The organism is Streptomyces sp. NRRL F-4489, from assembly GCF_001509485.1.
Lineage (GTDB): Bacteria > Actinomycetota > Actinomycetes > Streptomycetales > Streptomycetaceae > Streptomyces.
The window spans coordinates 30,592-55,069 of the sequence record NZ_LLZI01000146.1; the positions used below are offsets into that span (position 1 = coordinate 30,592).

Sequence of the window (24,478 nt, forward strand, 5' to 3'; positions counted from 1 at the left end):
CCTCAGCCGTCACTTCCGCCTCATCCGTTGGCGAACTTCCTGAGCTGCGCCGGGGTCCCGTTCCAGCGGTCCTGATCACCGGGCAGCGGCCCGCGGGCGGCGTACTGCCGGATGCTCGCCACTCTCCAGCCGGCCGGCGGCCGCGCGGCGCCGGTGTAGTCCGCCAGCCACAGCGGATGGGTCGCGCCGAAGGCCCGGCTGCCGCCGGTGCAGCGGTTCCACCAGGGGGCGGTCGTGTAGATCACCGGACGCCGGCCGGTGGCGCGCCGCACCTCGTCGCTGAACGCCCGTATCCAGCGCACCAGCGCCGCCCGGCCGAGCCCGTAGCAGGGCTTCCCGGCGCGGTACGGGTTGCGCTCGATGTCCAGGGCCGGCGGCAGCGTCCAGCCGTCCCGCTTCCAGTGGCCGCCGTGGGCCAGGAAGAACCGGGCCTGCCGGGTGCCGGACGAGGCGCTGGGCACCGCGAAGTGGTAGGCGCCGCGCAGCAGTCCGGCCGCCCGCGCGCCGCGGGACTGCGCGGCGAAGGACGGGCTGCGGTAGCTGTGCGACTCGGTGGCCTTGATGTAGACGAACCGCGCGCCCTTGGCGCGCGCCGCCCGCCAGTCGATGTGCTTCTGGTGCGCGGAGATGTCGTGCCCCAGGGGCCGGGCGTCGGCCCGCGCGGGCTGTGCGGTGAGTGCGGTACCGGCCAGGGACGCCGCGGCTATCGCGGCCGCCAGTCCGGCCCGGGAGGTGGAGAGGTCACACGTCATGGATTCCCCCTTGGCGAGGACATGTGGGGGGTGGCCGTTCACTCGACGTTAACGGATGATCGACGCAAGGTGGTCGATCTCCGGCCAATCGCCCGTAGCGTGCTAGCTCTCCCCATATGGCGGATACCGGACAGGTGGTGCCGTGGCGTACCGTGCCCCGGCCCGCTCGTACGGTGTCGTGCACCGCCCTCGTGCGTATCCAGCACGCCCGCCGCACCGCACCGGAGGACCCATGCAGGACCACCCCGAATCCCTCGCCGACGCCTGGGCCGAGCTCGTCGCCACCGCCCGCCGCACCGCCGCCGACGGCCTCGTCGCCGGCACCTCCGGCAACGTCTCGGTCCGCGTCCGGGACACCGTCCTCGTCACGCCCAGCGGCGTCCCCTACGACCGGCTCCGCCCCTCCGACGCCACCGCGGTCGACCTCGACGGCCGCCAGGTCATCGGCCGGCTCCGCCCGACCAGCGAACTCCCGCTCCACCTGGCCGTCTACCGCGCCACCACGGCCACCGCCGTGGTGCACACCCACGCCCCGCACGCCACCGCCGTCTCCACCCTCGTCGACGAACTCCCGGCCATCCACTACATGGCCGGCGCGCTCGGCGGCCCGGTCCGCGTCGCCCCCTACGCGCTCTACGGCAGCGACGAGCTGGCCGCCCACGCGCTCACCGCCCTGCGCGACCGCAGCGGCGTCCTGCTGCGCAACCACGGCACCCTCACCCACGGCACCGGCCTCGCCCAGGCCCTGGACCGCACCGCCCAGCTGGAGTGGATGTGCCGGGTCTGGCTCCTGGCCCGTTCGGTGCCCGGTCTCACCCCGACCCTGCTCTCCGACGCCGAGCTGGCCGAGGCCACCGAACGGCTGCGCGGCTACGGCCAGCCCGCCGACGGCCCCGCCTGAGCGGCCGCACCGCCTCCGGCCGTCCCCACGCGCCGTACAACGCCGCTGGTCCGGGCCCCGGTACCGACGCCCGGTGGCCGGGACCGGCGGGTCATGCGCACACTGGAGGGGTGCGACTGGGGACCGTGGCGGCGGCGACCGCCACCACCGTGATCGGTGCCGGCGCGGCCGCCGTGGCGGCCGGCCGGTACGCCGGAGCGATTGCCCTGAAACCATCGCCCGGCCATCCGCTGCCCGGCGACTCCCGCCTCACCGTGCACTCCGCCGCCGGCGACCACATCGTCCTCACCCGCAGCCTCGCGTCCCTCCGGCCCGGTACGTACGGCCTGGCCGGCGCCGGCTGCCACGCCGTCGTCGGACCCGTCGTGCACGGCACCCCGCACCCCCCCGACACCGTCGTCCGCCGCCTGGAACGGGTCACCCGCGGCGCCCTGCGGCCCGGCGCGCGGATGCGGCTGACCCCGCAGGTGCACGTCGGCGGCCCCCGCGAGGCGTTCGGCATCGACCACACCGACGTCGCCGTCCCCGGCGAACTGGGCGACCTGCCCGCGTGGTTCGTCCCCGGCGACCGCGACACCTGGGTCATCGCCGTCCACGGCCTGGGCACCACCCGCGAACACCCCCTGGTCGTCCTGCCGTTCCTGCACCGCCAGCGCTTCCCCGTCCTGGGCCTCGGCTACCGCAACGACCCCGGCGCCCCGCGCACCGGCGACGGCCTGCACCACCTCGGCGACACCGAATGGCGCGATGTGGACGCCGCCCTCCGCTTCGCCGCCGGCCACGGTGCCCGCGCGGTCGTCCTGCACGGCTGGTCCACCGGCGCCACCATGGCGCTGCGCACCGCCACCCGGTCCGCCCTGCGCGACCGGATCTCCGGCCTGGTCCTGGACTCCCCGGTCCTGGACCGGCACACCACGGTCCGCGCGCTGGCCACCGCCCGGCACGTCCCGCGCGCCCTGCTCCCGCTGGCCGTCCGCGCCGCCGAGGGCCACACCGGACTCCCCGTCGACCGCCCCGAGGACGCCGTCGACCCCGGCGAACTGACCGTGCCCGTCCTCCTCTTCCACGGCTCGGAGGACACCCTCGCGCCCTGGGCGGCCTCCCGCCGCTTCGCCTCCCGCCGCCCCGAGCTGATCACCCTTCAGACCGTCCCGCAGGCCCCGCACGCCGCCATGTGGAACGCCGACCCGGGCCGCTACGAGGAGACCCTGCGCCGCTTCCTCATCCCGCTGATGTGACGCCCCCGGCCCGGCGGCGCGGGGCCGGCCCGGGACCGGAGCGCCGGGGTCCGCCGTCCGATTGGGCTTTCGGGCCGTCAGCGGCAAGACTGCTCCTGTGACGTCCCGTACACCGCGCGACTCCCGGCTCCGACTCGTCCCCCGACAACCGATTGCGGCCGCCCGCCGGGCGGTGAGCACCCGGGCCGCCCGCCCGGCGCCCCGGCCCCCCGAGGGCACCCCGCCGCCCGCGGAACTGGCCCGCCAGGCCCGCGCCGTCCTGGCCGGCGCGGCCCGCCTGGCGCGCTGGGCCGACCGGACCGGCAGCCTGCGCGCCGGCCCCCGCGGAGCGCTCCCCGAGGACGCCGTGGCCGGCGCCGCCGGCGCCCTGGGCCTGACGCCCCACCAGGTCCGCGCCGACTGGGACCGGGCCCGGCTCGCCGGCCTCATCGAGCTCCACGACGGCCTGGCCCGCCCCGGCTGGCGGCTGCGCGCCTGGGACCGCGACGACACCGCCGTACTGCGCGGCTGGGTCGCGCTCTTCGACGCCTGGTCGCTGGCGCTGCCCGCCCCGGCGGACGCCGGCCCCACCCTCGTCGCCGAGGTCGTCGAGGCGGTGCCGCAACTGCTGTCCCTGCTGCACCTGTCCGCCGGCCCGGTCCGGCTCCCGGTCCTCCTCGACATGCTCGAACAGCGCGTCGCGGAGCTGCGCACCGAGCGCTGCGAGGTGCCCTACGGACCGGACCCCGACCCGGACGGCGCCGCCGCCGACGGGCCGGCCTGCGACGCCGCGGGGGCGCCGCTGGCCGGTCTGCTGGCCTGGGCGCTGGACGCCCTGCGCGCGGTCGGCGCCCTGATGCCGGCCCCGGAGCACGGCACCGGACCGGCCGACGAGGCCCAGCTCACGCCGCTCGGCAACTGGTCGGTGTGGGTCAAGCTGGAGCAGATCTGCGTCGCCGCGCAGAGCCCGGCCGGCCATATCGAGCAGTCCGCGGAGGCCATGCTGCGCGGCTGCGCCCGGCTGACCCCGGGCCCGGCCCGCGCCGAGTACCGCGCCTGGCTCGCCGCCCGGTCCGTCGGCGCGGCCGTCGAGGAGCTGCTGGCCGCCGCCCGCGGCGAGGACGCGCTGCTGCGCGGACTGGCCTTCGAGGCGCTGCGGGCGGTCGGCGCCCCCGCCGAGCCCGCCGTCCGGGCCGCCGCCGCCGAACAGGTCCTGCGCCCGTACGCCCTGCTGTGGCTCTTCGAGCACGAGGGCGGCGACCCGGAGACCGCGGCGGACGTGCTGACCCGCGAGGAGTCGACGTGGCTGTGGGTGGACACCGCCGCGGCCGTCGCCGACCACGGCGAGACCCAGCTCCTGGTCCGCCACCTGGACTCCGCCGTGCAGGGCTCGGTGCCCCGGCTGCTGGCGGAGGTCCGCGCGGTCGGCCACCCCCGCACCGTGCAGGTGCTGGTGGCGCTGGCCGCCGCCCACCCCGACCCGGCGCTCGCCAAGGCCGTCCGCCGGGCGGCCTTCCAGGTGCACACCGGCGGCGCGTAACGGCCCTCCGGACCGCCCCGGGCGGCGCGGCCCACCGGCCCGCCGCCCGGCGCGAGTTGGGCGTACGGCACCCCGCCGGGCCGCCCCCGCGCGCCCGTTGTGGCCTGCCTCACAGTCCCGCGGCGGGCTCCCCTCGCGCCGGAAATCGACTTGCACCGGCCCGTTAGACTGCCTGCATGGCAGTTCTCCTCTGGGTTCATTAGACGGCGCAGACCGCTTCGGACCGTCCCACCCGCCGTCTTCCTGCCCTGGAGTTTTTCCGTGATCACCGCTTCCGGCCTCGAGCTGCGCGCCGGCGCCCGCGTCCTCATCGAGTCCGCCTCCTTCCGCATCGCCCGCGGCGACCGCATCGGCCTGGTCGGCCGCAACGGCGCCGGCAAGACCACCCTCACCAAGGTCCTGGCCGGCGAGGGCATGCCGGCCAGCGGCCAGGTCGCCCGCTCCGGCGAGGTCGGCTATCTGCCCCAGGACCCGCGCACCGGCGACCTCGACGTACTGGCCCGCGACCGCATCCTCTCCGCCCGCGGTCTGGACACCGTCCTGCGCCGCATGCGCGAGAACGAGGACCGGATGGCGAACGGCAAGGGCGCCACCCGCGAGAAGGCCATGAAGAAGTACGAGCGGCTGGAGACGGAGTTCCTCACCAAGGGCGGGTACGCCGCCGAGGCCGAGGCCGCCACCATCGCCGCCAGCCTGGGCCTGCCCGACCGCATCCTCGCCCAGCCGCTGCACACCCTCTCCGGCGGCCAGCGGCGCCGCGTGGAGCTCGCCCGGATCCTCTTCTCGGACGCCGACATCCTGCTCCTGGACGAGCCCACCAACCACCTCGACGCCGACTCCATCGCGTGGCTGCGCGACTACCTCAAGACCTACCGCGGCGGCTTCATCGTCATCTCCCACGACGTCGACCTGGTCGAGACGGTCGTCAACAAGGTCTTCTACCTCGACGCCAACCGCGCCCAGATCGACGTCTACAACATGGGCTGGAAGCTCTACCAGCAGCAGCGCGAGGCCGACGAGAAGCGCCGCCGCCGCGAGCGGGCCAACGCCGAGAAGAAGGCCGCCGCCCTGCACTCCCAGGCCGACAAGATGCGCGCCAAGGCCACCAAGACCGTCGCCGCCCAGAACATGGCCAAGCGCGCCGACAAGCTGCTGGCCGGCCTGGAGGCGGTGCGGGTCTCCGACAAGGTCGCCAAGCTGCGCTTCCCGGAGCCGGCCCCGTGCGGCAAGACCCCGCTCACCGCCGAGGGCCTGTCGAAGTCCTACGGCTCCCTGGAGATCTTCACCGACGTCAGCCTCGCCATCGACAAGGGCTCCCGGGTCGTCATCCTGGGCCTGAACGGCGCCGGCAAGACCACCCTGCTGCGCCTGCTGGCCGGCGTCGAGACCCCCGACACCGGCGAGGTCCGCCCCGGCCACGGCCTCAAGCTCGGCTACTACGCCCAGGAGCACGAGACGCTGGACCCGGACCGCACGGTCCTGGAGAACATGCGCTCCGCCGCCCCCGACATGGATCTGGTCGAGGTCCGCAAGGTGCTCGGCTCGTTCCTCTTCTCCGGCGACGACGTCGACAAGCCCGCCGGGGTGCTCTCCGGCGGCGAGAAGACCCGGCTCGCGCTGGCGACCCTGGTCGTCTCCTCCGCCAACGTCCTCCTCCTCGACGAGCCCACCAACAACCTCGACCCGGCCAGCCGCGAGGAGATCCTCGGCGCGCTGCGCACCTTCACCGGCGCGGTGGTCCTGGTGACCCACGACGAGGGCGCCGTGGACGCGCTCGCCCCGGAGCGGATCATCCTGCTGCCGGACGGCGTCGAGGACCTGTGGGGCCAGGACTACGCGGACCTGGTCGCGCTGGCCTGACCGCGGCCGTACCGGTCCGGCGGTACCGCTCCCGCCGGATGGATCACGCCGGATGGATCATTCGGCCCATGGGTGATCCATCATCTGAGTGAGAACGGCTGGTACCCCGGCGAGCCTGCCGGACCCGGCAGGCTCGCGCGGACCCGTCCGCCCTGTGACTCACGGCACACCCCCTGACCTGGCACTTCTCCCGGAACGGGACGTACCCGGCGGCCGCCGGGCGCTCGGAAGCGGGCATTCCGGCCGCCCCGGACACCCCCGGCACGGCAAAGGATGTGCCACGTACCTCGCGGAATGGGTGGCCAGGAAGCCGGGGAGGGGTGATCATGAGAGTCCAGAGCGCACTTCCCACGAGGAGGCACGGGTGGCCGAGACTCTGAAGAAGGGCAGCCGGGTGACCGGCGCCGCGCGCGAGAAGCTCGCGGCAGACCTGAAGAAGAAGTACGACTCCGGAGCGAGCATCCGGGCGCTGGCCGAGGAAACGGGCCGCTCCTATGGATTCGTGCACCGGATGCTCACCGAATCCGGAGTGGTCCTGCGCGGCCGCGGCGGAGCCACGAGGGGCAAGAAGGCCGCCTCGGTCTAGAGGGCATCCGGCTCCGGGTGCCGCGGTACCCCCGGCCGTCCGAGCCGTCGGCCGGGAGGTTACCGTTCAGTCACTTACGCACGCAGGTGCGGTGGCTGACTCGGAGGCGCCCTCATGACTCTGCTCGACAGGCACGGAGTACGGCTCACCGTGGACGACGCGATCGCCACGGTGACCCTCGCCAACGCGGCAAAGCGCAATGCGCAGTCCCCCGCCATGTGGCGGGCGCTCGCCGAGGCGGGCTCGCTGCTGCCGGGGAACGTCCGGATCGTGGTGCTCCGCGGGGAGGGCGTGTCCTTCTCCGCGGGGCTGGACCGGCAGGCGTTCACGCCCGAAGGGTTCGACGGCGAGCCGTCGTTCCTCGATCTGGCGCGCGGTTCGGACGAGGCGCTGGACGCCACCATCGCCGAGTACCAAGAGGCGTTCACCTGGTGGCGGCGGAACGACCTGGTCTCCATCGCCGCCGTCCAGGGCCACGCCATCGGCGCGGGCTTCCAGCTCGCCCTCGCCTGCGATCTGCGGGTCGCCGCCGAGGACGTCCAGTTCGCCATGCGCGAGACCAGCCTGGGCCTGGTGCCCGACCTCGCCGGCACCCACCCCCTGGTGGGCCTCGTCGGCTACGCCCGCGCGCTGGAGATCTGCGCCACCGGCCGCTTCGTACGGGCCGAGGAGGCCGAGCGGATCGGCCTGGTGAACCTCGTCGTCCCCGGTGGCGAACTGGACGCCGCGACCGCCGATCTGGCCGCCGCCCTCACCGCCGCGCCCCGGGACGCCGTCATCGAGACCAAGGCCCTGCTGGCCGGCGCCGCGGGCCGCACGTACGAGGAGCAGCGCCGCGCCGAACGGGCCGCCCAGGCGCGGCGGCTGCGCGATCTGGCGGGGGTGGGGGACTGAGGCCGGACGGGGGCTGAGGGGCCGGGCGGGGCTGAGGGGCTGCCCCGTCAGGCGGCGTCCACCGCTGTGACCAGGACCGCGGCCGTGACCAGGGCTGTGTCCGGTCCAGTGGTCGTGTCCGGCGCAGCGGTCGTGTCCGGTCCAGTGATCGCGTCCGGCCCCGGCGCGGGTGCGGTGAGGGCCGAGCGGACGGCGCGGGCCACGTCCAGCGGGCGGTAGCCGGGCGCGGTCGCCAGCTGGACCAGCGCATGGCCGCCGGACCGGGCCACGCCCCGCGAGCGCCCGGCGGTGGCCGGCGCGAGCCGGGCCACTCCCGGCACGGCCAGCACCCGCGCGGCCAGCTCGTCCGCGCCGCCCGGGGCCGGGCTCGCGCCACCGCCGCGCGGGGGCTCGGCCACGGTTTCGTAAGGGGACGCCGTCGTACCGGCGGACGAGGTGCCGGGGGCGGGGACCGGGCCCGGCGGCGCGTCCAGCAGTCCTGTGACGCGGAGGTCCGCCGCGTCCACCACCAGGCCCAGGGCGTCCTCCGCCGCCGTCAGCAGCGCGGTCCGCAGGGCGCCGGTGAGCGCGGGCAGCGGGCGGCCGGGCGGGGCGGTGACGTCCGCGGTGAGGCGCAGCGGGCCCGGCGGCAGGGCGCCCGGCGGCGCCGGGACGGCCGGTGCGGGGGTGCCGTCCGGATCGGCGAGCGAGAGGCGCAGCGCGTCCAGGCGTACGCCGGGCGGGAGGCCGGGGGCGCGCAGCAGCGCCGCGCGGGCCGCCCGTTCGGTGATCCACGCCCCGTCCGCCGGCCCGCCGAGCGGCAGGATCCGGCCGGCCCCGACCTGCTCCCGTACGGTGCGTGCCAGCTCGTCCGCGGCCACCGCGCCACCCCTTTCCCATCCGTCCCGGTGCACGTCCCCAGCCTGCCCCAGGCGGCCCGCCGGGGCAGGTCGCGGCACTCCGCTGCCACGTTCCCGGAGCGCGTCCCGGCATCCGCCCCTACCGTGGATCGGGGCGAAAGGAGCATTTCGCCCGTAATCGAACGGTCGGCGGTCGCAGCCGGCCGCCGTACGGCGTCACCGGCAGCAGGCGGAGAAGGGACGGACGGCCATGACGACCCCTGGTCAGCAGAGCGCGGACGTGGCGGAACCGCTGGTGCGGCGGGGCGGCGGCGACCCCGCGATACGCGGCCGGACCACCATCGCGGTCGGCGTGGTGGAGAAGATCGCCGGGCTCGCGGCCCGCGAGGTGCCGGGCGTCCACGCCATGGGCAGCGGCTTCGCCCGCACGCTCGGCGCGGTGCGCGAACGGGTGCCCGGCGGCCGGGCCGGCACCGCCACGCGCGGGGTGAAGGCCGAGGTCGGCGAGGTGCAGACCGCGCTCGACCTGGGCATCGTGGTCGAGTACGGCGTCCCCATCGCCGACCTGGCCCGGGACGTGCGGGAGAACGTGATCTCCGCCGTGGAGCGGATGACCGGCCTGGAAGTCGTCGAGGTCAACATCGCGGTGAGCGATGTGAAGCTGCCCGACGAGCCCGACGAGGAAGCGGAACCGGCGCCGCGGATCCAGTGACCGGGCCCGGCCGGAGCGGTTGAGCGAAGGAGCGCAGGATGAGCATGACCGTGGTCGGCCTCGTGGCCGGGATGGCGCTGGGCTTCGCCGGGTACTTCGGCGGATTCGGGGCGTTCATCCTGGTGGCGGCGCTGGGCGCCATCGGGTTCGTGGCCGGGCGGTTCCTGGACGGGGACGTGGCGGCCTGGGAGTTCCTCCGCGCCCGTACCGGCGACCGCGACGACCGGCGGCGGTGAGCCGGGATGGCGACGGCGACCCCGCCGGCCACCGGCGGCGGCGTACCGGAGGGTGAGCGCGGCGCGACCCGGATCGCCGACCGGGTGGTCGCCAAGATCGCCGCGCGGGCGGCCCGCGAGGCGCTGCGCACCGCGTCGCCCGGCGCCCGCACCGACGCCCATGCGACGGTGACGGTGGCCCGCCGCGAGGTCCGCCCGCCCTTCGGCGAGGCCCGGCTGCGGGTCGCGGTGGAACTGCCCTACCCCGCCCCCATCGGCGCGCACTGCGGCCTGGTACGCCGTCAAGTGACCGACCGAGTCAAGGCGTTGGCGGGTATGACGGTGGCCGAGGTGGCGGTGCAGGTGGAGCGGCTGACCTCGCCGCTGCTCGCCGAGCGGAGCCGGGAGCGGGTGCGGTGAGCGGGCCGGGGAGCGGGCAGGCGAGCGCGCCGGAGCCGGCGGGGCGGGACACCACCGACGCCCTGGACACTGCCGGCCCCGAGGCGGCGTCCCCCGACGCCCCCGGCAGCGGGGAGCGGCAGCCGGGCGGAGGCGGGCGGACCGGCCGGTTCTGGTCGGCGCGCCGGGTGCCGGCCGCGGTGGTCGCCCTGGTGCTGCTGGGCTGCACCGGCCTGCTGCTCTACGACGTGGCCGCGGTGCGGGCCGGCCGCCCGGCGATGGCCTGGCGCCGGTGGCTGGCGGACGAACTGGCCACCCGGCACCTGGACGACGTGTGGGTGCTGGGCGCCGCGGCGCTCGCGGTGGCCCTCGGGATCTGGCTGCTCGTACTGGCCGCCACGCCCGGACTGCGGGCGGTGCTGCCGATGCGGCGCACGGCCGGGGTCCGGGCCGGACTGGACCGGCCGGCCGCCGCGCTGGTGCTGCGCGACCGCGCCATGGAGGTCTCCGGGGTGCAGTCCGTACGGGTCGCGGTCGGCCGCCGCCGGGCGCGGGCGCGGGCGGTGGCGCACTTCCGGGAGCTGGACGCGGTCCGCGGCGACCTCACCACGGCGCTCGGCGAGGGCCTGCGCGAGCTGCACCTGACGCACCCGCCGCGGCTGCGCGTCGACGTCCGGCGCCCGAAGAGGAGGTGAGCGCGCGATGCGCGGCGTCCGCACGGCGGTCAACCGGGTGCTGCTCGGGCTGACCGGCCTGCTGCTGCTCGGCACCGGCGGCACGGTCCTGCTGGGCGGTCTGGACCTGCCCGCCCGGTGGGGGCTCGACCTGCCGTCCGGCTGGCCGTGGACCGGCCCGGACGGGGTGCTGCTGACCGCGGCGGACCGCACCCGCTTCACCGGCCGCGGCTGGTGGTGGCCGGCGGTGATCGCCGCCCTGGCCGTGCTGGCGGCGCTGCTGCTGTGGTGGCTGCTGGCGCAGCTGCGGCGGCGCCGGCTCGGCACGGTGCTGGTCGACAGCGGCGACGGGACGGGCGCGACGGTCCGCGGCCGGGCGCTGGAGGAGGCGCTGGCGGCCGAGGCGGAGGCGGTGCCCGGGGTGGACCGGGCGGGCGTGGTGCTCACCGGCCGCCGCACCGCCCCCCGGCTGCGCGCCCTGCTCCGGCTGGCCCCGCACGCCGACCCCGGGACGGTGCTGCGGCGGCTGTCCGAGGGGGCGGTGGCGCACGCCCGGACCTCGGCGGGCCTGGACGAGCTGCCCGCCGAGGTCCGGCTCCGCGCCGTCCGCCACCGCGCGGAGCGGGTCAGCTAACGGGCGGAGCGGGTCGGCCAGCCGTCCGCACCCGCAGACCCCGAGCCGTACGCACCGTCAGCCCCCCGCCGTACGTACCGTCAGAACCCCCGCCGCGCCCCGCCGTCCACCGGGAGCATCACGCCCGTCAGATACGAGGCGGCGGGGGAGAGCAGGAAGGCGGCGGTGCGGCCGAACTCCGCCGGGTCGCCGTAGCGGCGCAGCGGGATCGCGGCGGTGTTGCGGGCCCGGGAGCCTTCCGGGTCGCCGGAGGCGGCGTCCAGCTGGGTCATCCGGTCGGTGGCGATCCGGCCGGGCAGCAGACCGACGACGCGGACGCCGCGCGGGCCCAGTTCGTCGGCGAGGGATTTGGCGAAGCCGGCCAGGCCCGGGCGGAGGCCGTTGGAGACGGAGAGGCCGGGGATCGGCTCGTGCACGGAGCCGGAGAGCACGAAGCCGATGACGCCGCCCGTGCCCAGCTCCTCCGCGGCGGCGCGGGCCAGCCGGACCGCGCCGAGGAAGACCGTCTCGAAGCCGGTCCGCCACTGGTCGTCGGTGGTGTCGGCGGCGCCGCCGGGCGGTGGGCCGCCCACGCTGATCAGGATGCCGTCGAAGCCGCCGAAGCGCTCCCGGGCGGCCGCCACCAGGCGGGCCGGGGCCTGTGGGTCGGCGTTGTCCGCGGCCACGCCCAGGGCCCGTTCGCCCAGGGCGGCGGCGGCCTTCGCGGCGGTCTCCTCGGTGCGTCCGGTGAGCACCACATTGGCGCCGTCGTCGATCAGCGCGCGGGCGGCGGCGTGGCCCAGGCCCCGGGTGGCGCCGGTGACGAGATACGTCCGGTCGGTGAGTCCAAGATCCATGGCCCTAGTCTGCCCCCGGCCCGCCGTCCAGCGCGAAGGCGGTCCCGACCAGGCCGATATGGCTGAACGCCTGCGGGAAGTTGCCCCACTGGCGCCGGGTGGCCGGATCGTACTCCTCGGAGAGCAGGCCGACGTCGTTCCGCAGCGCCAGCAGCCGTTCGAACAGCTCCCGGGCCTCCCGGCGCCGGCCGGTCAGCAGCAGCGCGTCCGCCAGCCAGAACGAGCAGACCACGAACGTGCCCTCGCCGCCCGGCAGCCCGTCCACCGACGCGCCCTCGGTGCTGTACCGGCGCACCAGGCCGTCGTGGGTCAGCTCCCGGCGCACCGCGTCCACGGTGGAGACCACCCGCGGGTCGTCGCCGGGCAGGAAGCCGACCCGGGGGATGAGCAGGGTCGCGGCGTCCAGTTCGGACGAGCCGTAGAACTGGGTGAAGGTGCCCCGCCCGGCGTCGTAGCCGCGCGCGCAGACCTCGCGGTGCACCTCGTCGCGCATCGCCCGCCACCGGGCGAGGTCGCCGCTCAGCCGCGGCTGCCGCTCCAGCGCCTTGACCGCGCGGTCGGCCGCGACCCAGGCCATGACCTTGGAGTGCACGAAGTGCCGGCGCGGCCCGCGGATCTCCCAGATGCCCTCGTCGGGGTCGCGCCAGGCGGACTCCAGGTAGTCCACCAGCGTCCGCTGGATGCTCCAGGCGTGCGGTTCGGCGGGCAGCCCGGCGGCGCGGGCGACGTGGAACGAGTCGATCACCTCGCCGTAGACGTCGAGCTGGCGCTGTTCGACGGCGGCGTTGCCGATCCGGACCGGCTGCGCCCCGCCGTACCCCGACAGCCAGGGCACCTCGGACTCCGGCAGCCGCCGCTCCCCGCCCAGCCCGTACATGATCTGCAGGTCCTCGGGCGCGCCGGCCACCGCGCGCAGCAGCCAGTCCCGCCAGGCGCCGGCCTCCTCCAGATAGCCGGCCCGGATCAGGGAGTTCAGGGTGAGCGTGGCGTCGCGCAGCCAGCAGTAGCGGTAGTCCCAGTTGCGGACGCCGCCGGGGTCCTCGGGCAGCGAGGTGGTGGGGGCCGCGACGATGCCGCCGGTCGGCGCGTAGGTGAGCGCCTTGAGCGTGATCAGCGAACGGACCACCGCGTCGCGGTACGGGCCGTCGTAGCGGCAGCGGGCGGACCAGGCGTGCCAGTCCTCGGTGGTGTCCGCCAGCGCCCGGAACGGGTCGATCGGCTCGGGCCGGGGCTCGTGCGAGGGGTGCCAGGTCAGCACGAAGGCGGTGCGCTCGCCGGCGCCGACGGTGAAGTCCGAGCGGGTGCTGAGGTCCTTGCCGTACGTGGTGGCCTGGGACGGGGTGCGCAGCCACACCGAGTCCGGGCCGGCGACCGCGACCCGGCAGCCCTCGGCGGCCCGCACCCACGGCACCACCCGCCCGTAGTCGAACCGCAGCCGCAGCACCCCCCGCATCTCCACCCGGCCGCGCAGCCCCTCGACGATCCGGACCACATCGGGCACCCGGTCGCGCTGCGGCATGAAGTCGGTGACCCGGACGGCGCCCTCGGGCGTCCGCCAGACCGTGTCGAGGATCAGCGAGTCCCCGCGGTACGCCCGGCTGGCGCGGGCCTCGGGGGAGCGCGGCGCGAGCGTCCAGTGGCCGTTGTCCCGCCCGCCGACGAGCGCGGCGAAGCACGCCGGGGAGTCGAAGCGGGGCAGGCACAGCCAGTCGATCGAACCGTCCCGGCCGACGAGCGCGGCGGTCTGCAGATCGCCGATCAGCGCGTAGTCCTCGATACGTGGGTGCACGCCGCGCCTCCTTCCCGGCGGGCGGGCGGGCTACGCGGGGGTGCGGCCGTCCGGACTAGGAAGCGGTGGTGGCGCCCGCGGCCGCCTTGGGTCCGTCGCCACCGGCCCCGGCCTCGTCCCCGTCCGATCCGTCCGTCCCGCCGTCCCCGTCCGGTCCGGCACCGCCGGAGCCCCCGGCGTCCCCGTCCCCGGCGGCCGCCGCCAGCCGGTCGCGGCGCTCCCGGCGGACCAGGACCACCCAGCCCACCGGCACCGCCGCCGCGAACAGCCACCACTGGATCGCGTACGCCATATGCGGCCCGATGGAGTCGTGGTCCGGTTCGGGCACCTGCTCCGGGCCGCCCGGCTGGTGCGGCGCGGTCTGCTCGATGTAGCCGCCGAGCATCGGCCGGCCGGTGCGCTCGGCCTGCTGGCGGCTGTTGATCAGCATGACCTGGCGGGGCGGCAGGCCCTTGGTGTTCTTGATGCCGCTGGCCGCGGTGGTCTCGTCGGCCATCAGCCGGCCGGTGACCGTGACGGTGCCCTTCGGGGCGGCCGGCACCGTCGGGAACTTGGTCAGGTCGTCGCCGGCCGGGATCCAGCCGCGGTTGACCAGCACGGCCTTGCCGTCCGCCAGCACCAGCGGCGTGACGACGTAGTAGCCGATGGTCTGCTCGTCGGCGGCGGTCCGCTGGCGGACCACGACCTCGTGCGCGGTGTCGAAGCTTCCGGTGGCGGTGACCCGGCGCCACATCTCGTCGTGCGGCAGCGTCCGGCCGACCTCGGCCAGTTGGGAGACCGGCACCGGGGTCGCGGCCAGATTGCGGGCGATCAGGGCGTTCTGCGCCACCTTGTGCTCATGGCGGTGGAGCTGCCAGAACCCCAGCTTGATCATGACCGGGATCAGGACGAGGCCCACGAGGGTGAGGATCACCCACTGCCGGGACAACAGGAAGCGGTACACGGCTGCGACGGTACCTCGCGTCCCCTCCGGCGCCCGGTCCGGGGTCCCCCGCCGGGGCACCGGGGCGCGCGCCGGTCCGGGCGTCAGACCCGGTCGACGATGCCGACCTTCCCGGCCGAGCGGGCGCAGTGCGCACCGCAGTACCACTTCCCGTCCGCCTCCACGCCCTGGCCGATGATCTGCACCCGGCAGTGCTCGCAGATCGGCGCCATGCGGTGGATCGCGCAGGAGAAGCAGTCGAAGACGTGCACCGCGCCCTGCGCGTGCACCTCGAACGTCATGCCGTAGTCGTTTCCGCAGACCTCACAACGTGCCATGCGCCACAGCGTGCGGGCGGGGCGGCCGCCGGGCGCGCTGCCGGCGGGTGTGTTGGCCGCGCTTCACCCGGACGCAGGCGCCGGCCGCACGTCCTGGAGCAGCTGCATGAACGCCGCCTCGTCGATCACCGCCGTGCCGTACGCGGCGGCCTTGACGGTCTTGGACGTGCGGGCGTCCGGGTCGTTGGTCACCAGCAGGCTCGTCAGCCGCGACACGCTCGACGCGACGTGCAGCCCGGCCTCGGTCGCCCGGTCCTCCAGCAGCTCGCGGTCCACCGAGGTGTCGCCGGAGAACGCCACCCGCATGCCCTGGACGAGCGGGCCGCCGGGCTCGTAGCGCCCCGGATTGGGATACGGGCAGGCCGGGCGCTTCCGGGACGGCCGCCACGCCGACGGGCGGTAGGCGCCGCCGCCGCCGGCGCGCGGGCGGGGCGCCGGGGCGTCCGACCACTCCGTCAGCGGCTGGCAGGTCAGCAGCGGCAGCCGCAGGCGCTCCCGCGCGGCCCGGTGCAGGCTCGGGCGGAACGCCTCGGCCAGCACCCGGGCGTCGTCCAGCGCGTGGTGGGCGCGCTCCTGTATGACGCCGAAGTGGGCCGCCAGCGACTCCAGCTTGTGGTTGGGCAGCGGCAGGCCCAGCTCCTTGGAGAGCGCGATCGTGCACAGCCGCCGGCGCACCGGGGGGAGGGCCGCGGCGCGGGCGTACTCCCGGGCCAGCATCGACCAGTCGAACATCGCGTTGTGCGCCACCAGCACGCGGCCGTCGAGGCGCGCGGACAGCTCCGGGACGATCTCCTGGAAGAGCGGCGCGCCCTCCAGCACCTCGCTCGTCAGACCGTGGATCCACACGGGGCCGGGGTCGCGCTGCGGGTTGACGAGGGTGTACCAGGAGTCCTGGAACTCGCCGCGGGCACCGAGCTGATACACGGCGGCGGAGATGATCCGGTCGTCGCGGGCCAGGCCGGTGGTCTCCACGTCGACCACCGCGTATCCCTCGGGATAGCCGTCCGGCCAGTCGGCCGGCGGCGTCTGCGGGCCCGGCTGCCGGCCGATCGTCGGCGCGATCCGGTGAGCGGCTGCGCCGCGGTCTTCGAGCATGGTCACTGAGGATACGGGCCGCCACTGACAGCCACCGCGGGGTGGTCGCCGCCCGGCGCCCGCGCGGTCCGGCCCGGCCGGGGGCTACCGCCGGTACCCACCGGGCGCCACCGCCGGTACCGACCCGGGGCTACCGCCGGTACACCGCTGACACCCCGTCTCACATACTTCTCGGTAACTCCCCCTAGCGGGACGCCCGTCGGCCCACTTATCGTGCGGGGCATGCCGCACCTGCCCGATGTCGTGTTGTGGTCCGTGCCCGCCTTCGTCCTGCTCACCGTCGTGGAAATGGTGAGCTACCGCCTGCACCCCGACGAGGACGCCGCCGGCTACGCGGCCAAGGACGCGGCCACCAGCGTCACCATGGGCCTGGGCAGCCTGGTCTTCGACGCGCTGTGGAAGATCCCGATCGTGGCGATCTACTCCGCCGTCTACGCGCTCACCCCGCTGCGCGTCCCCGTCCTGTGGTGGACGCTGCCGCTGATGCTGCTCGCCCAGGACTTCTTCTACTACTGGTCGCACCGCGGCCACCACGTCATCCGCGTCCTGTGGGCCTGCCACGTCGTCCACCACTCCAGCGAGAAGTTCAACCTCACCACCGCGCTGCGGCAGCCGTGGACCACCTGGACGGTCTGGCCCTTCTACGTCCCGATGGTCGCGCTGGGCGTCCACCCGGCCGCGATCGCCTTCACCTCCGGCGCCAACCTCGTCTACCAGTTCTGGGTCCACACCGAGCGGATCGGGAAGCTGCCGCGCCCCGTCGAGTTCGTCTTCAACACCCCCTCCCACCACCGCGTCCACCACGCCTCGCAAGGCGGCTACCTGGACCGCAACTTCGGCGGGATCCTCATCATCTGGGACCGGCTCTTCGGCTCGTTCGTCCCCGAGACCGAACGCCCCGTCTACGGCCTCACCAAGAACATCAAGACCTTCAACCCCCTCCGGGTCGCCACCCACGAGTACGCCGCCATCGCCCGCGACCTCCGCGCCGCCCCCACCTGGTCCGAACGCGCCGGCCGCCTCTTCCGCGGCCCCGGCTGGCAACCGGCCCGCCTCCGCCAGGCGCCGCCCGCCAACTCCCCGGTACCGCCGGCCAGTTCACCGTCCGGCGAGGCCCCCGCCCCCGCCGCACGGGAGACCGCCGCGTGAGCAGCCCCCTCACGCCCCGCCCGAGCCCGCTGAGGCCCCGGCTCAGAGGGTTCACGCCCCACCCCCGCGCCGCCCGCGCCCTCCTCCTCGCCTTCGCCGCCCTGGCCGCCGTCCACCTCACGGGCCTGGCCGCGTACGCCGCCGCCCCCACCGGCAGCGCCCCGGCGGCCCTCGCCGACACCGCCGTCCACCTCACCAAACCGGCCCTCATGCCGCTGCTCGCCGCCCACACCCTGGCCCGCGGCGGCCCGCCGCTGCTGGCCGCGGCGCTGCTCTTCGGCTGCGGCGGCGACACCTTCCTCCAGATCGGCGGCTCCGCCTTCCTGGTGGGCATGGCCTCCTTCGCCGCCGGCCACCTCTGCTACCTCCGCCTCTTCGCCCGGCACGGCACCCCGCTCACCACCCGGCTCGGCGGCCGCCGCCCCCGCGCCGCCGCCGTCACCGCCCTCTACGCCGCCGCCCTGACCGCCACCGTCCTCCTCCTGTGGCCCGGCCTCCCCACCGGCCTGCGCCTCCCGGTCGCCGGCTACAGCCTGCTGCTCACCGCCATGGCCTTCACCGCCCTCCGCACCGGCCCCCGCGCCGCCGCCGGCGGCCTCCTCTTCCTCCTCTCCGACACCCTCATCGCCACCGGCCTCGCCCACTGGCCCCAGCCCCCCGCCCCCCAACTCTGGATCATGCTCACCTACACGGCGGCCCAATTCGCGCTGGCGATGGGCGTACTGGCGGCCGCGACGCCACCGGCCGTCCCGGTGCGCCCCCGGTCGCGCGCGGCGGCCGCCTAGGGGCCCCGCCCCCGTAACGGGACCCCCGCGCCGCTGCTCCGCCCCTACTCCACCGCCTTCAGCGCGTTGACGATGCCGTAGCCGAAGTGGCTGTTGAGCTGGGGGGTGCCGGTGCAGGTGCGGTCGGTGGCGGGGCAGCCGGGGTTGTCGGCCTGCTGCTTGAGGAGCCACTGGATCTCCTGCGGGCCGGCCTTGGGGTGCGCGCTCTTCAGGAGCGCGGCGACGCCCGCGACGTGAGGGGAGGCCATCGACGTACCGGCGTAGAACGCCCAGTCGCCACCGGGGATGGTGGAGAGGATGTTGCCGTTCTTGGCGGGGAGGTCGGGCAGCTGCTTGGAGTCGCCGCCCGGCGCGGCCACGTCGATCTGGTTCAGGCCGTAGTTGGAGTAGCCGGACTTCAGGCGGTGCGAGCCGGTCGCCGCGACCGTCACCGTGCCCGGCAGCTGGGTGGGCACGTCCCAGCAGGTCTTGGGGCTCAGGGTGCGGGTGACCGGAGTGGAGTCGTTGGGGCTGCCGGTGTCGGTGAGCTTGTCGGCCGCCAGGTCGGCGTTGGCGTTGCCCGCCGCGGCGACGTTGACCACGCCCTTGTCCTGCGCGTACTTCGCCGCCCGGCCCACCGCGTCAACGATGGCCGCCTGGTCGGCGTCGTCCTTGCAGTTGAACATCCACGGGTCCACGTAATAGCTGTTGTTGGTGACCTGGACGCCGTGGTCGGCCGCGAAGACGAACGCGCACACCACGCTCTCCGCGTAGAAGAGGCTGGTCTTCGGCTCGCTGACCTTGATGGCGGAGACCTTCACGCCCGGGGCCACACCGGCCACCCCGACGCCGTTGCGGGCCGCGGCGATGGTGCCCGCCACGTGGGTGCCGTGGGCGTCCTCCACCGGGTCGTAGGGGCGCCAGGCGCCGGGGGAGGTGTCGGGGACGCCGCCGACGCAGTTGGCGGACTGGCGGGCCGAGAAGTTCGGCTTGAGGTCCGGGTGGGTGTCGTCCACGCCGGTGTCGATGACCGCGACGGTCACCTTGCGGCTGCCGGGGTTCACCTTCGCGGCCTGGTCGGCCTTGATGGCGGGCAGGTCCCACTGGAGCGGCTCCAGCGGCTCCCCGCCCTTGGCCTTGGCGGTCCGCTCCGCCGCGGCGAGCTGGGCCGCGGTGATCCGCTGGGGCTTGCCGACGTCGTCGGTGCCGGTCTGCTTCAGCGGCGCGGTACGGGTCGCGCCCGCCGACTGCACGCCGGGGGTCGTCCGCAGGGTGGCGGCGAAACGGGGGTTGGCCGAGTGGGCGACGATCACGCCTATCCGCTCATGGGCGGTGATCACCTTCCCGCCGGCCCGGTCTATCGCCCGCTCGACCGCGCCGACCGTGGCGTGGTCGGGGACGGTGTTCACGACGTACGACAGCAGCGGGCCGCTGTCCGCCGGCGCGGCGGCGCCGGCCGCGCCCGGGAGGAAGCCCAGGGACGCGGTCAGCGCCAGCCCGACCGGTACGGCCAGGGCCCGCAGACGTCTCTTCCGGGGATGTGCAAGGGGACGTGCCATGGGAACTCCACCTCATCCGTCGGACCGCCCGTACGCGGTGCGCGCCCGGGCGGATACATGACAGGGGAAGCTATCGGCGATCACCGGTGCGCGGCAATGGTGTCCCGGAGTCCCCTGTGGGGGATGGTGAAGTGACGGTCCGTCAGGTATCGGTGGTGTCAGTCCCTGCGGCCGGCCTCGTCCCGGCTCCCCGCCTCGTCGCGGCGGCGCAGGGTGCCCATGCTCAGGGGCGGCAGGGGGATGCGCGGGCCGTACCAGCGCCGGGCGTCGGCCCCGGGGCGCGGGCGGGCGGGGGCGGCGGCGACCGGCGCGGGCAGCCGGACGCTGCCGTACGGGCGCCGGCGCGGGGCGTACGGCGGCGGGTCCTGCTGGGGCGGCGGCGTCATGACCGGCTCAACGAAGCGCCGCGCGCGCGGTGGCGGCCGGTGCGCCCATTCCCCCGTTTTCTTCAGGAATTCAACCATCCACCGTCTGTCGCCCCGCGTCCGGCGCCTCTACGATGCGTGATCCATGTCACTTATCCGGGTCTTATCGCGGGCCCGGCCACCAGCTCGCCGAGTGTCAGGAGACTTCGTGACCACCGCACCGTCCGCCGACCCGGGACCGCACGACCCGCCCGACTACCGCCAGGTGCAGGCGAGCGCCGAGTTCGCCGAACTCCGGCGCGCGCACCGCTCGTTCGCCTTCCCGCTCACCGCCGCCTTCGTCCTCTGGTACCTGGGCTACGTCCTGCTGTCCAGTTACGCCGGCGGGTTCATGGCCACCAAGGTGGCGGGCCACCTCAACGTCGCCCTGGTGCTCGGCACCGCCCAGTTCGCCACCACGTTCCTGATCGCCTGGTGGTACTCCCGGCACGCCGCGACCCGGCTCGACGCCCGCGCCGAGGCCCTCAAGGCCCGGCTGGAGGCCCCGACCGCCGTCCCGCGGGCCGCCGTCCCGCACCCCGGCACCCCGGAGGAAGGCCCCGAACCGACCGGAGTCCAGGAGGCCGGCGCATGAACCTCACCCACCACCTCGCCGCCGGCGCCGCCGGCGAGCACCGCACCCTGATCATCACCCTCTTCGCGGTCTTCGTCGCCGCCACCCTCGGCATCACCGTCTGGGCCGGCCGGCAGACCAGGGGAGCGGACGACTTCTACGCCGGCGGACGGCAGTTCAGCGGCTTCCAGAACGGCCTGGCCATCTCCGGCGACTACATGTCCGCCGCGTCCTTCCTCGGCATCGCCGGCGCCATCGCCCTCTTCGGCTACGACGGCTTCCTGTACTCCATCGGCTTCCTCGTCGCCTGGCTCGTCGCACTGCTCCTCGTCGCCGAACCGCTGCGCAACTCCGGCCGCTTCACCATGGGCGACGTGCTCGCCTACCGGATGCGGCAGCGGCCGGTCCGCACCGCCGCCGGCACCTCCACCATCGTCGTCTCGATCTTCTACCTGCTCGCCCAGATGGCCGGCGCCGGCGCCCTGGTGACCCTCCTCCTGGGCATCACCAGCGAGGCCGGCAAGATCCTCGTCGTCGTCCTCGTCGGCATCGTGATGATCCTCTACGTCACCATCGGCGGCATGAAGGGCACCACCTGGGTGCAGATGGTCAAGGCCGTGCTGCTGATCGCCGGCACCCTGCTGATCACCTTCCTGGTGGCCTGGCGGTTCCACTTCAACCTCTCCGCGCTGCTCGGCGCCGCCGCCGAGAACAGCGGCAAGGGCTCCGCCTTCCTGGAGCCGGGCCTGAAGTACGGCGCCACCGCCACCTCGAAGATCGACTTCATCTCGCTGGGCCTGGCCCTCGTCCTGGGCACCGCCGGCCTCCCGCACATCCTCATCCGCTTCTACACCGTCCCCACCGCCAAGGCCGCCCGGACGTCGGTGAACTGGGCGATCGGCATCATCGGCGTCTTCTACCTGATGACCCTCGCCCTCGGCTTCGGCGCCGCGGCCCTGCTCAAGCCCGGCGTGATCACCCACGACAACAAGGCGGGCAACACCGCGGCCCCCCTGCTCGCCCAGGAGATCGGCGGCGGCGCGGGCTCCACCGGGGGCGCGGTCCTGCTCGCCGTGATCTCCGCGGTCGCCTTCGCCACCATCCTCGCGGTGGTCGCCGGCCTCACCCTGGCCTCGTCCTCCTCGTTCGCCCACGACATCTACGTCAACGTGCTGCGCAAGGGCCGGGCCACCGAGCAGGAGGAGGTCCGCGCGGCCCGCTGGGCGACCGTCGGCATCGGCGCGGCCGCCATCGTCCTCGGCGTCTTCGCCCGCGGCCTGAACGTCGCCGGTCTGGTGGCGCTCGCCTTCGCCGTCGCCGCCTCCGCCAACCTCCCCACCCTCCTCTACAGCCTCTTCTGGAAGCGCTTCACCACCGGGGGCGCCCTCTGGTCCATCTACGGCGGGCTGGCCTCCTCGGTCCTCCTCGTCCTCTTCTCGCCGGTCGTCTCCGGCAAGGAGAGCTCGATGTTCCCCGGCGCCGACTTCGCCGTCTTCCCGCTGGAGAACCCGGGCCTGATCTCCATCCCGCTCGGCTTCCTCCTCGGCTGGCTCGGCTCGCTGCTCTCCCGCGAGCAGCCCGACGCCGCCAAGTACGCCGAACTGGAGGTGCGCTCCCTGACCGGCACCGGAGCGCACTGAGCCATCTCTACAGGGCCGGGGCGGGGTGGCGTCGTAGATCCGTACGAGGCCACCCCGCCCACCTCGTGCTTCTCACGCCTCCTCACTGTCGGACCCATCGCGTAGTCTCGAAGACGTACTGATCGAGACGATCCACACCTTCGGGGAGGGGGCCCAGTGCTCATCGACACCTACGGCCGCGTGGCCACCGACCTGCGGGTCTCACTGACCGACCGGTGCAATCTGCGGTGCACGTACTGCATGCCCGAAGAGGGCCTGCAGTGGCTCGCCAAGCCCGATCTGCTCACCGACGACGAGATCGTCCGCCTGATCGGCATAGCCGTGCGCGACCTCGGCATCGAGGAGGTCCGCTTCACCGGCGGCGAGCCGCTGCTCCGCCCCGGCCTGCCCGGCATCGTCGAGCGCGTCGCCGCGCTCACCCCCCGCCCCCGGATGTCGCTGACCACCAACGGCATCGGCCTGGAGCGCACCGCCGCCGCCCTGCGCGACGCCGGCCTGGACCGCGTCAACGTCTCCCTCGACACCCTCCGGCCCGAGGTCTTCCAGGCCCTGACCCGCCGCAAGCGCCACGCCGACGTGCTGCGCGGCCTCGAAGCCGCCCGCGCCGCCGGCCTCACCCCCGTCAAGGTCAACACCGTCCTGATGCCGGGGCTCAACGACGACGAGGCCCCCGACCTCCTCGCCTGGGCGGTGGAGAACGACTACGAGCTCCGCTTCATCGAGCAGATGCCGCTGGACGCCCAGCACGGCTGGAAGCGCGACGGCATGATCACCGCCGGTGACATCCTCGCCTCGCTCCGCACCCGCTTCACCCTCACCCCCGAGGGCCAGGACGAGCGCGGCTCCGCCCCCGCCGAGCGCTGGATCGTCGACGGCGGCCCGCACCGCGTCGGCGTGATCGCCTCGGTCACCCGCCCGTTCTGCGGCGCCTGCGACCGCACCCGGCTCACCGCCGACGGGCAGGTCCGCACCTGCCTGTTCGCCACCGAGGAGACGGATCTGCGCGCCGCGCTGCGCTCCGGCGCCCCCGACACCGAGATAGCCGGGATCTGGAAGACCGCCATGTGGGGCAAGAAGGCCGGCTCCGGGCTCGACGACCCCGCCTTCCTCCAGCCGGCCCGCCCGATGTCAGCCATCGGAGGCTGACGGCCGCCGCTCCCAGTCCTCCAGCGCCACCACGTCCTTGAGGAAACCGCGCACGGCCAGGAATTGGGAGAGGTGCTCCCGGTGCGCGTCGCACGCCAGCCAGGTCTTCCGCCGCTCCGGCGTGTGCAGCTTGGGGTTGTTCCAGGCCAGCACCCACACCGCGGCGGTACGGCAGCCCTTGGCCGAGCAGATGGGGGCGCTCTCGCCGGTGGCGTTCTCGGAAGCGCGGGAATCGTTCGGGGAGTTCACGCCTCAACCCTACGTCCCGCGGATCATCACCCGGCTCGCGCGGACATGGCGACGCCGGGCAGCCACGGGGGGAGCCGCCCGGCGTCGGTCCGTCGCTCCGACGGGGGATGCGGAGCGCGTACGCAGTATGTCATGGGGGATGGTGTGCGGTGCACCGGAACCGCGGGATTGATCTGAGCTTTTCTTGAGCTTTGCTGAGCGACCGCCCGCGCCGGACGCCTCAGCCGCCGTCCCCGGAAGTCTCCGACGCCTTCGCCGCCGGCCGTTCCGGAACGGATTCCGGTGCGCCCGAGGTCAGCATGGGCCGCACGGGCTTGATGAACGTCGACGGCAGCGAAGGGGCGTTCTCCCGGCCCGCGTTGGCGATCACCACCGCGATGTACGGCAGCCCGATCCCGAGCACGAGCGTTGCGATGGCAACGGGCCGCTCGATGTTCCACAGCACGGCCGTGAGCACCACGGCCACGCTCCGCACCGCCATCGAGATCACATACCGCCGCTGGCGCCCCCGCACGTCCTCGGTGAGCCCCTGCCGCGCTCCCGTGATCCGGAAGGTCTCGGCCTCACTGTGCTTCCGCATCCCGTTCCACCACCCGCTCCCTAGCGCCGGACTCACCCCGCAATCCGGTCCCCTTCCACGGTACGCCGCCTCCGACCGGCCGACGAGACCGGGTCATGTCACTGGCGTAGGCAAGGCCCCGCCGGGCGCCGTAGTCGTAGCCGTTGCAAAGCGTGCGGGGCGGGGCGGCCAACGCAGCCGACTGCCCCGCCCCGCACCTGCGCCCGAGGG

At 74.9% G+C, this 24,478-nt stretch carries 27 protein-coding genes; 16 read left to right on the plus strand and 11 right to left on the minus strand.

Going from position 1 to position 24,478, the window contains the following annotated elements; genetic code table 11:
- Positions 1-20: 20 nt before the first annotated feature.
- Positions 21-752 carry a GH25 family lysozyme gene (locus ADL22_RS13525; protein ID WP_066977772.1) on the minus strand — a complete coding sequence of 244 codons (732 nt, stop codon included), beginning with the start codon at positions 750-752 and terminating at the stop codon, positions 21-23.
- A 232-nt stretch (positions 753-984) separates the two neighbouring features.
- Between ADL22_RS13525 and ADL22_RS13530 the strand changes: the two genes are divergently transcribed.
- From ADL22_RS13530 to ADL22_RS13555, 6 genes are all read left to right on the plus strand, one after another.
- Positions 985-1,653 (plus strand): class II aldolase/adducin family protein, encoded by a 669-nt coding sequence (locus ADL22_RS13530; RefSeq protein WP_066977777.1) that lies wholly within the window; start codon positions 985-987, stop codon positions 1,651-1,653.
- 110 nt (positions 1,654-1,763) lie between these two features.
- Positions 1,764-2,891, plus strand: coding sequence for an alpha/beta hydrolase (locus ADL22_RS13535; RefSeq protein WP_066977781.1), 1,128 nt, complete (start codon positions 1,764-1,766; stop codon positions 2,889-2,891).
- Between the two features lie 97 nt (positions 2,892-2,988).
- Complete coding sequence (locus ADL22_RS13540) at positions 2,989-4,410, plus strand: hypothetical protein (protein WP_079064101.1); 1,422 nt, start codon at positions 2,989-2,991, stop codon at positions 4,408-4,410.
- Positions 4,411-4,671: 261 nt separating this feature from the next.
- Complete coding sequence (locus ADL22_RS13545; RefSeq protein WP_066977787.1) at positions 4,672-6,270, plus strand: ABC-F family ATP-binding cassette domain-containing protein; 1,599 nt, start codon at positions 4,672-4,674, stop codon at positions 6,268-6,270.
- Positions 6,271-6,634: 364 nt separating this feature from the next.
- Positions 6,635-6,856, plus strand: coding sequence for a helix-turn-helix domain-containing protein (locus ADL22_RS13550; protein ID WP_066977790.1), 222 nt, complete (start codon positions 6,635-6,637; stop codon positions 6,854-6,856).
- Positions 6,857-6,970: 114 nt separating this feature from the next.
- Entirely contained in the window at positions 6,971-7,750 is a 780-nt protein-coding gene (locus ADL22_RS13555) for an enoyl-CoA hydratase/isomerase family protein (RefSeq protein ID WP_066977793.1), read from the plus strand.
- Positions 7,751-7,797: 47 nt separating this feature from the next.
- Here ADL22_RS13555 and ADL22_RS13560 read toward each other — a convergent pair whose 3' ends face one another.
- On the minus strand, positions 7,798-8,610 hold the full coding sequence (locus ADL22_RS13560) for a hypothetical protein (protein WP_066977796.1): 813 nt from the start codon (positions 8,608-8,610) through the stop codon (positions 7,798-7,800).
- Positions 8,611-8,839: 229 nt separating this feature from the next.
- On the opposite strand from ADL22_RS13560, the gene ADL22_RS13565 reads away from it, so the two are divergent.
- From ADL22_RS13565 to amaP, 5 genes are read left to right on the plus strand one after another with little or no spacing between them, the layout of a single operon-like run.
- On the plus strand, positions 8,840-9,301 hold the full coding sequence (locus tag ADL22_RS13565) for an Asp23/Gls24 family envelope stress response protein (RefSeq protein ID WP_066977799.1): 462 nt from the start codon (positions 8,840-8,842) through the stop codon (positions 9,299-9,301).
- A gap of 38 nt (positions 9,302-9,339) precedes the next feature.
- Entirely contained in the window at positions 9,340-9,537 is a 198-nt protein-coding gene (locus tag ADL22_RS13570) for a hypothetical protein (RefSeq protein WP_066977802.1), read from the plus strand.
- Between the two features lie 6 nt (positions 9,538-9,543).
- Positions 9,544-9,936 (plus strand): hypothetical protein, encoded by a 393-nt coding sequence (locus ADL22_RS13575; protein WP_066977805.1) that lies wholly within the window; start codon positions 9,544-9,546, stop codon positions 9,934-9,936.
- Positions 9,933-10,610 carry a DUF6286 domain-containing protein gene (locus ADL22_RS13580; RefSeq protein ID WP_066977808.1) on the plus strand — a complete coding sequence of 226 codons (678 nt, stop codon included), beginning with the start codon at positions 9,933-9,935 and terminating at the stop codon, positions 10,608-10,610. Before ADL22_RS13575 ends, ADL22_RS13580 begins: the two co-directional genes overlap by 4 nt.
- A gap of 7 nt (positions 10,611-10,617) precedes the next feature.
- On the plus strand, positions 10,618-11,223 hold the full coding sequence (gene amaP, locus ADL22_RS13585; RefSeq protein ID WP_066977811.1) for an alkaline shock response membrane anchor protein AmaP: 606 nt from the start codon (positions 10,618-10,620) through the stop codon (positions 11,221-11,223).
- Between the two features lie 80 nt (positions 11,224-11,303).
- On the opposite strand, the gene ADL22_RS13590 is transcribed toward amaP, so the two are convergent.
- The 5 genes from ADL22_RS13590 to ADL22_RS13610 form a co-directional block, all read right to left on the minus strand.
- Positions 11,304-12,059 carry an SDR family oxidoreductase gene (locus ADL22_RS13590; RefSeq protein ID WP_066977814.1) on the minus strand — a complete coding sequence of 252 codons (756 nt, stop codon included), beginning with the start codon at positions 12,057-12,059 and terminating at the stop codon, positions 11,304-11,306.
- 4 nt (positions 12,060-12,063) lie between these two features.
- The gene (locus tag ADL22_RS13595) at positions 12,064-13,848 is read right to left on the minus strand and encodes a glycoside hydrolase family 15 protein (RefSeq protein ID WP_066977817.1); all 1,785 of its coding nucleotides are present in this window, start codon (positions 13,846-13,848) and stop codon (positions 12,064-12,066) included.
- Between the two features lie 55 nt (positions 13,849-13,903).
- The gene (locus tag ADL22_RS13600; RefSeq protein WP_066977820.1) at positions 13,904-14,791 is read right to left on the minus strand and encodes an SURF1 family protein; all 888 of its coding nucleotides are present in this window, start codon (positions 14,789-14,791) and stop codon (positions 13,904-13,906) included.
- Between the two features lie 83 nt (positions 14,792-14,874).
- On the minus strand, positions 14,875-15,108 hold the full coding sequence (locus ADL22_RS13605) for a hypothetical protein (RefSeq protein ID WP_066977823.1): 234 nt from the start codon (positions 15,106-15,108) through the stop codon (positions 14,875-14,877).
- A gap of 63 nt (positions 15,109-15,171) precedes the next feature.
- Positions 15,172-16,203, minus strand: a complete 1,032-nt coding sequence (locus tag ADL22_RS13610) for a DEDDh family exonuclease (RefSeq protein WP_066977826.1) — start codon at positions 16,201-16,203, stop codon at positions 15,172-15,174.
- A gap of 222 nt (positions 16,204-16,425) precedes the next feature.
- Here ADL22_RS13610 and ADL22_RS13615 point away from each other — a divergent pair, with 222 nt between their 5' ends.
- Positions 16,426-17,352, plus strand: a complete 927-nt coding sequence (locus ADL22_RS13615; RefSeq protein WP_066977829.1) for a sterol desaturase family protein — start codon at positions 16,426-16,428, stop codon at positions 17,350-17,352.
- Between the two features lie 29 nt (positions 17,353-17,381).
- Positions 17,382-18,137: a lysoplasmalogenase gene (locus ADL22_RS13620; RefSeq protein WP_066977929.1), complete on the plus strand. Its 756-nt coding sequence runs from the start codon at positions 17,382-17,384 to the stop codon at positions 18,135-18,137.
- 44 nt (positions 18,138-18,181) lie between these two features.
- Here the strand turns inward: ADL22_RS13620 and ADL22_RS13625 are convergent, their stop codons facing one another.
- Both ADL22_RS13625 and ADL22_RS13630 read right to left on the minus strand, forming a co-directional pair.
- A complete protein-coding gene (locus ADL22_RS13625; RefSeq protein WP_066977832.1) occupies positions 18,182-19,675 on the minus strand; it encodes a S8 family serine peptidase in 1,494 nt (497 codons plus the stop codon).
- A 158-nt stretch (positions 19,676-19,833) separates the two neighbouring features.
- Positions 19,834-20,061, minus strand: coding sequence for a hypothetical protein (locus ADL22_RS13630; protein ID WP_066977836.1), 228 nt, complete (start codon positions 20,059-20,061; stop codon positions 19,834-19,836).
- Positions 20,062-20,248: 187 nt separating this feature from the next.
- On the opposite strand from ADL22_RS13630, the gene ADL22_RS13635 reads away from it, so the two are divergent.
- The 3 genes from ADL22_RS13635 to moaA all read left to right on the plus strand — a co-directional run bounded on the left by ADL22_RS13635 (position 20,249) and on the right by moaA (position 23,439).
- Positions 20,249-20,674, plus strand: coding sequence for a DUF485 domain-containing protein (locus ADL22_RS13635; protein WP_066977839.1), 426 nt, complete (start codon positions 20,249-20,251; stop codon positions 20,672-20,674).
- Positions 20,671-22,293 (plus strand): cation acetate symporter, encoded by a 1,623-nt coding sequence (locus tag ADL22_RS13640; RefSeq protein ID WP_066977842.1) that lies wholly within the window; start codon positions 20,671-20,673, stop codon positions 22,291-22,293. Before ADL22_RS13635 ends, ADL22_RS13640 begins: the two co-directional genes overlap by 4 nt.
- Before the next feature lie 156 nt (positions 22,294-22,449).
- A complete protein-coding gene (moaA, locus tag ADL22_RS13645) occupies positions 22,450-23,439 on the plus strand; it encodes a GTP 3',8-cyclase MoaA (RefSeq protein WP_066977846.1) in 990 nt (329 codons plus the stop codon).
- Here the strand turns inward: moaA and ADL22_RS13650 are convergent.
- Both ADL22_RS13650 and ADL22_RS13655 read right to left on the minus strand, forming a co-directional pair.
- A complete protein-coding gene (locus ADL22_RS13650; protein WP_066977849.1) occupies positions 23,422-23,688 on the minus strand; it encodes a hypothetical protein in 267 nt (88 codons plus the stop codon). The genes moaA and ADL22_RS13650 overlap by 18 nt on opposite strands.
- Before the next feature lie 220 nt (positions 23,689-23,908).
- Positions 23,909-24,268, minus strand: coding sequence for a DUF3099 domain-containing protein (locus tag ADL22_RS13655; protein WP_066977852.1), 360 nt, complete (start codon positions 24,266-24,268; stop codon positions 23,909-23,911).
- Between the last annotated feature and the right edge of the window lie 210 nt (positions 24,269-24,478).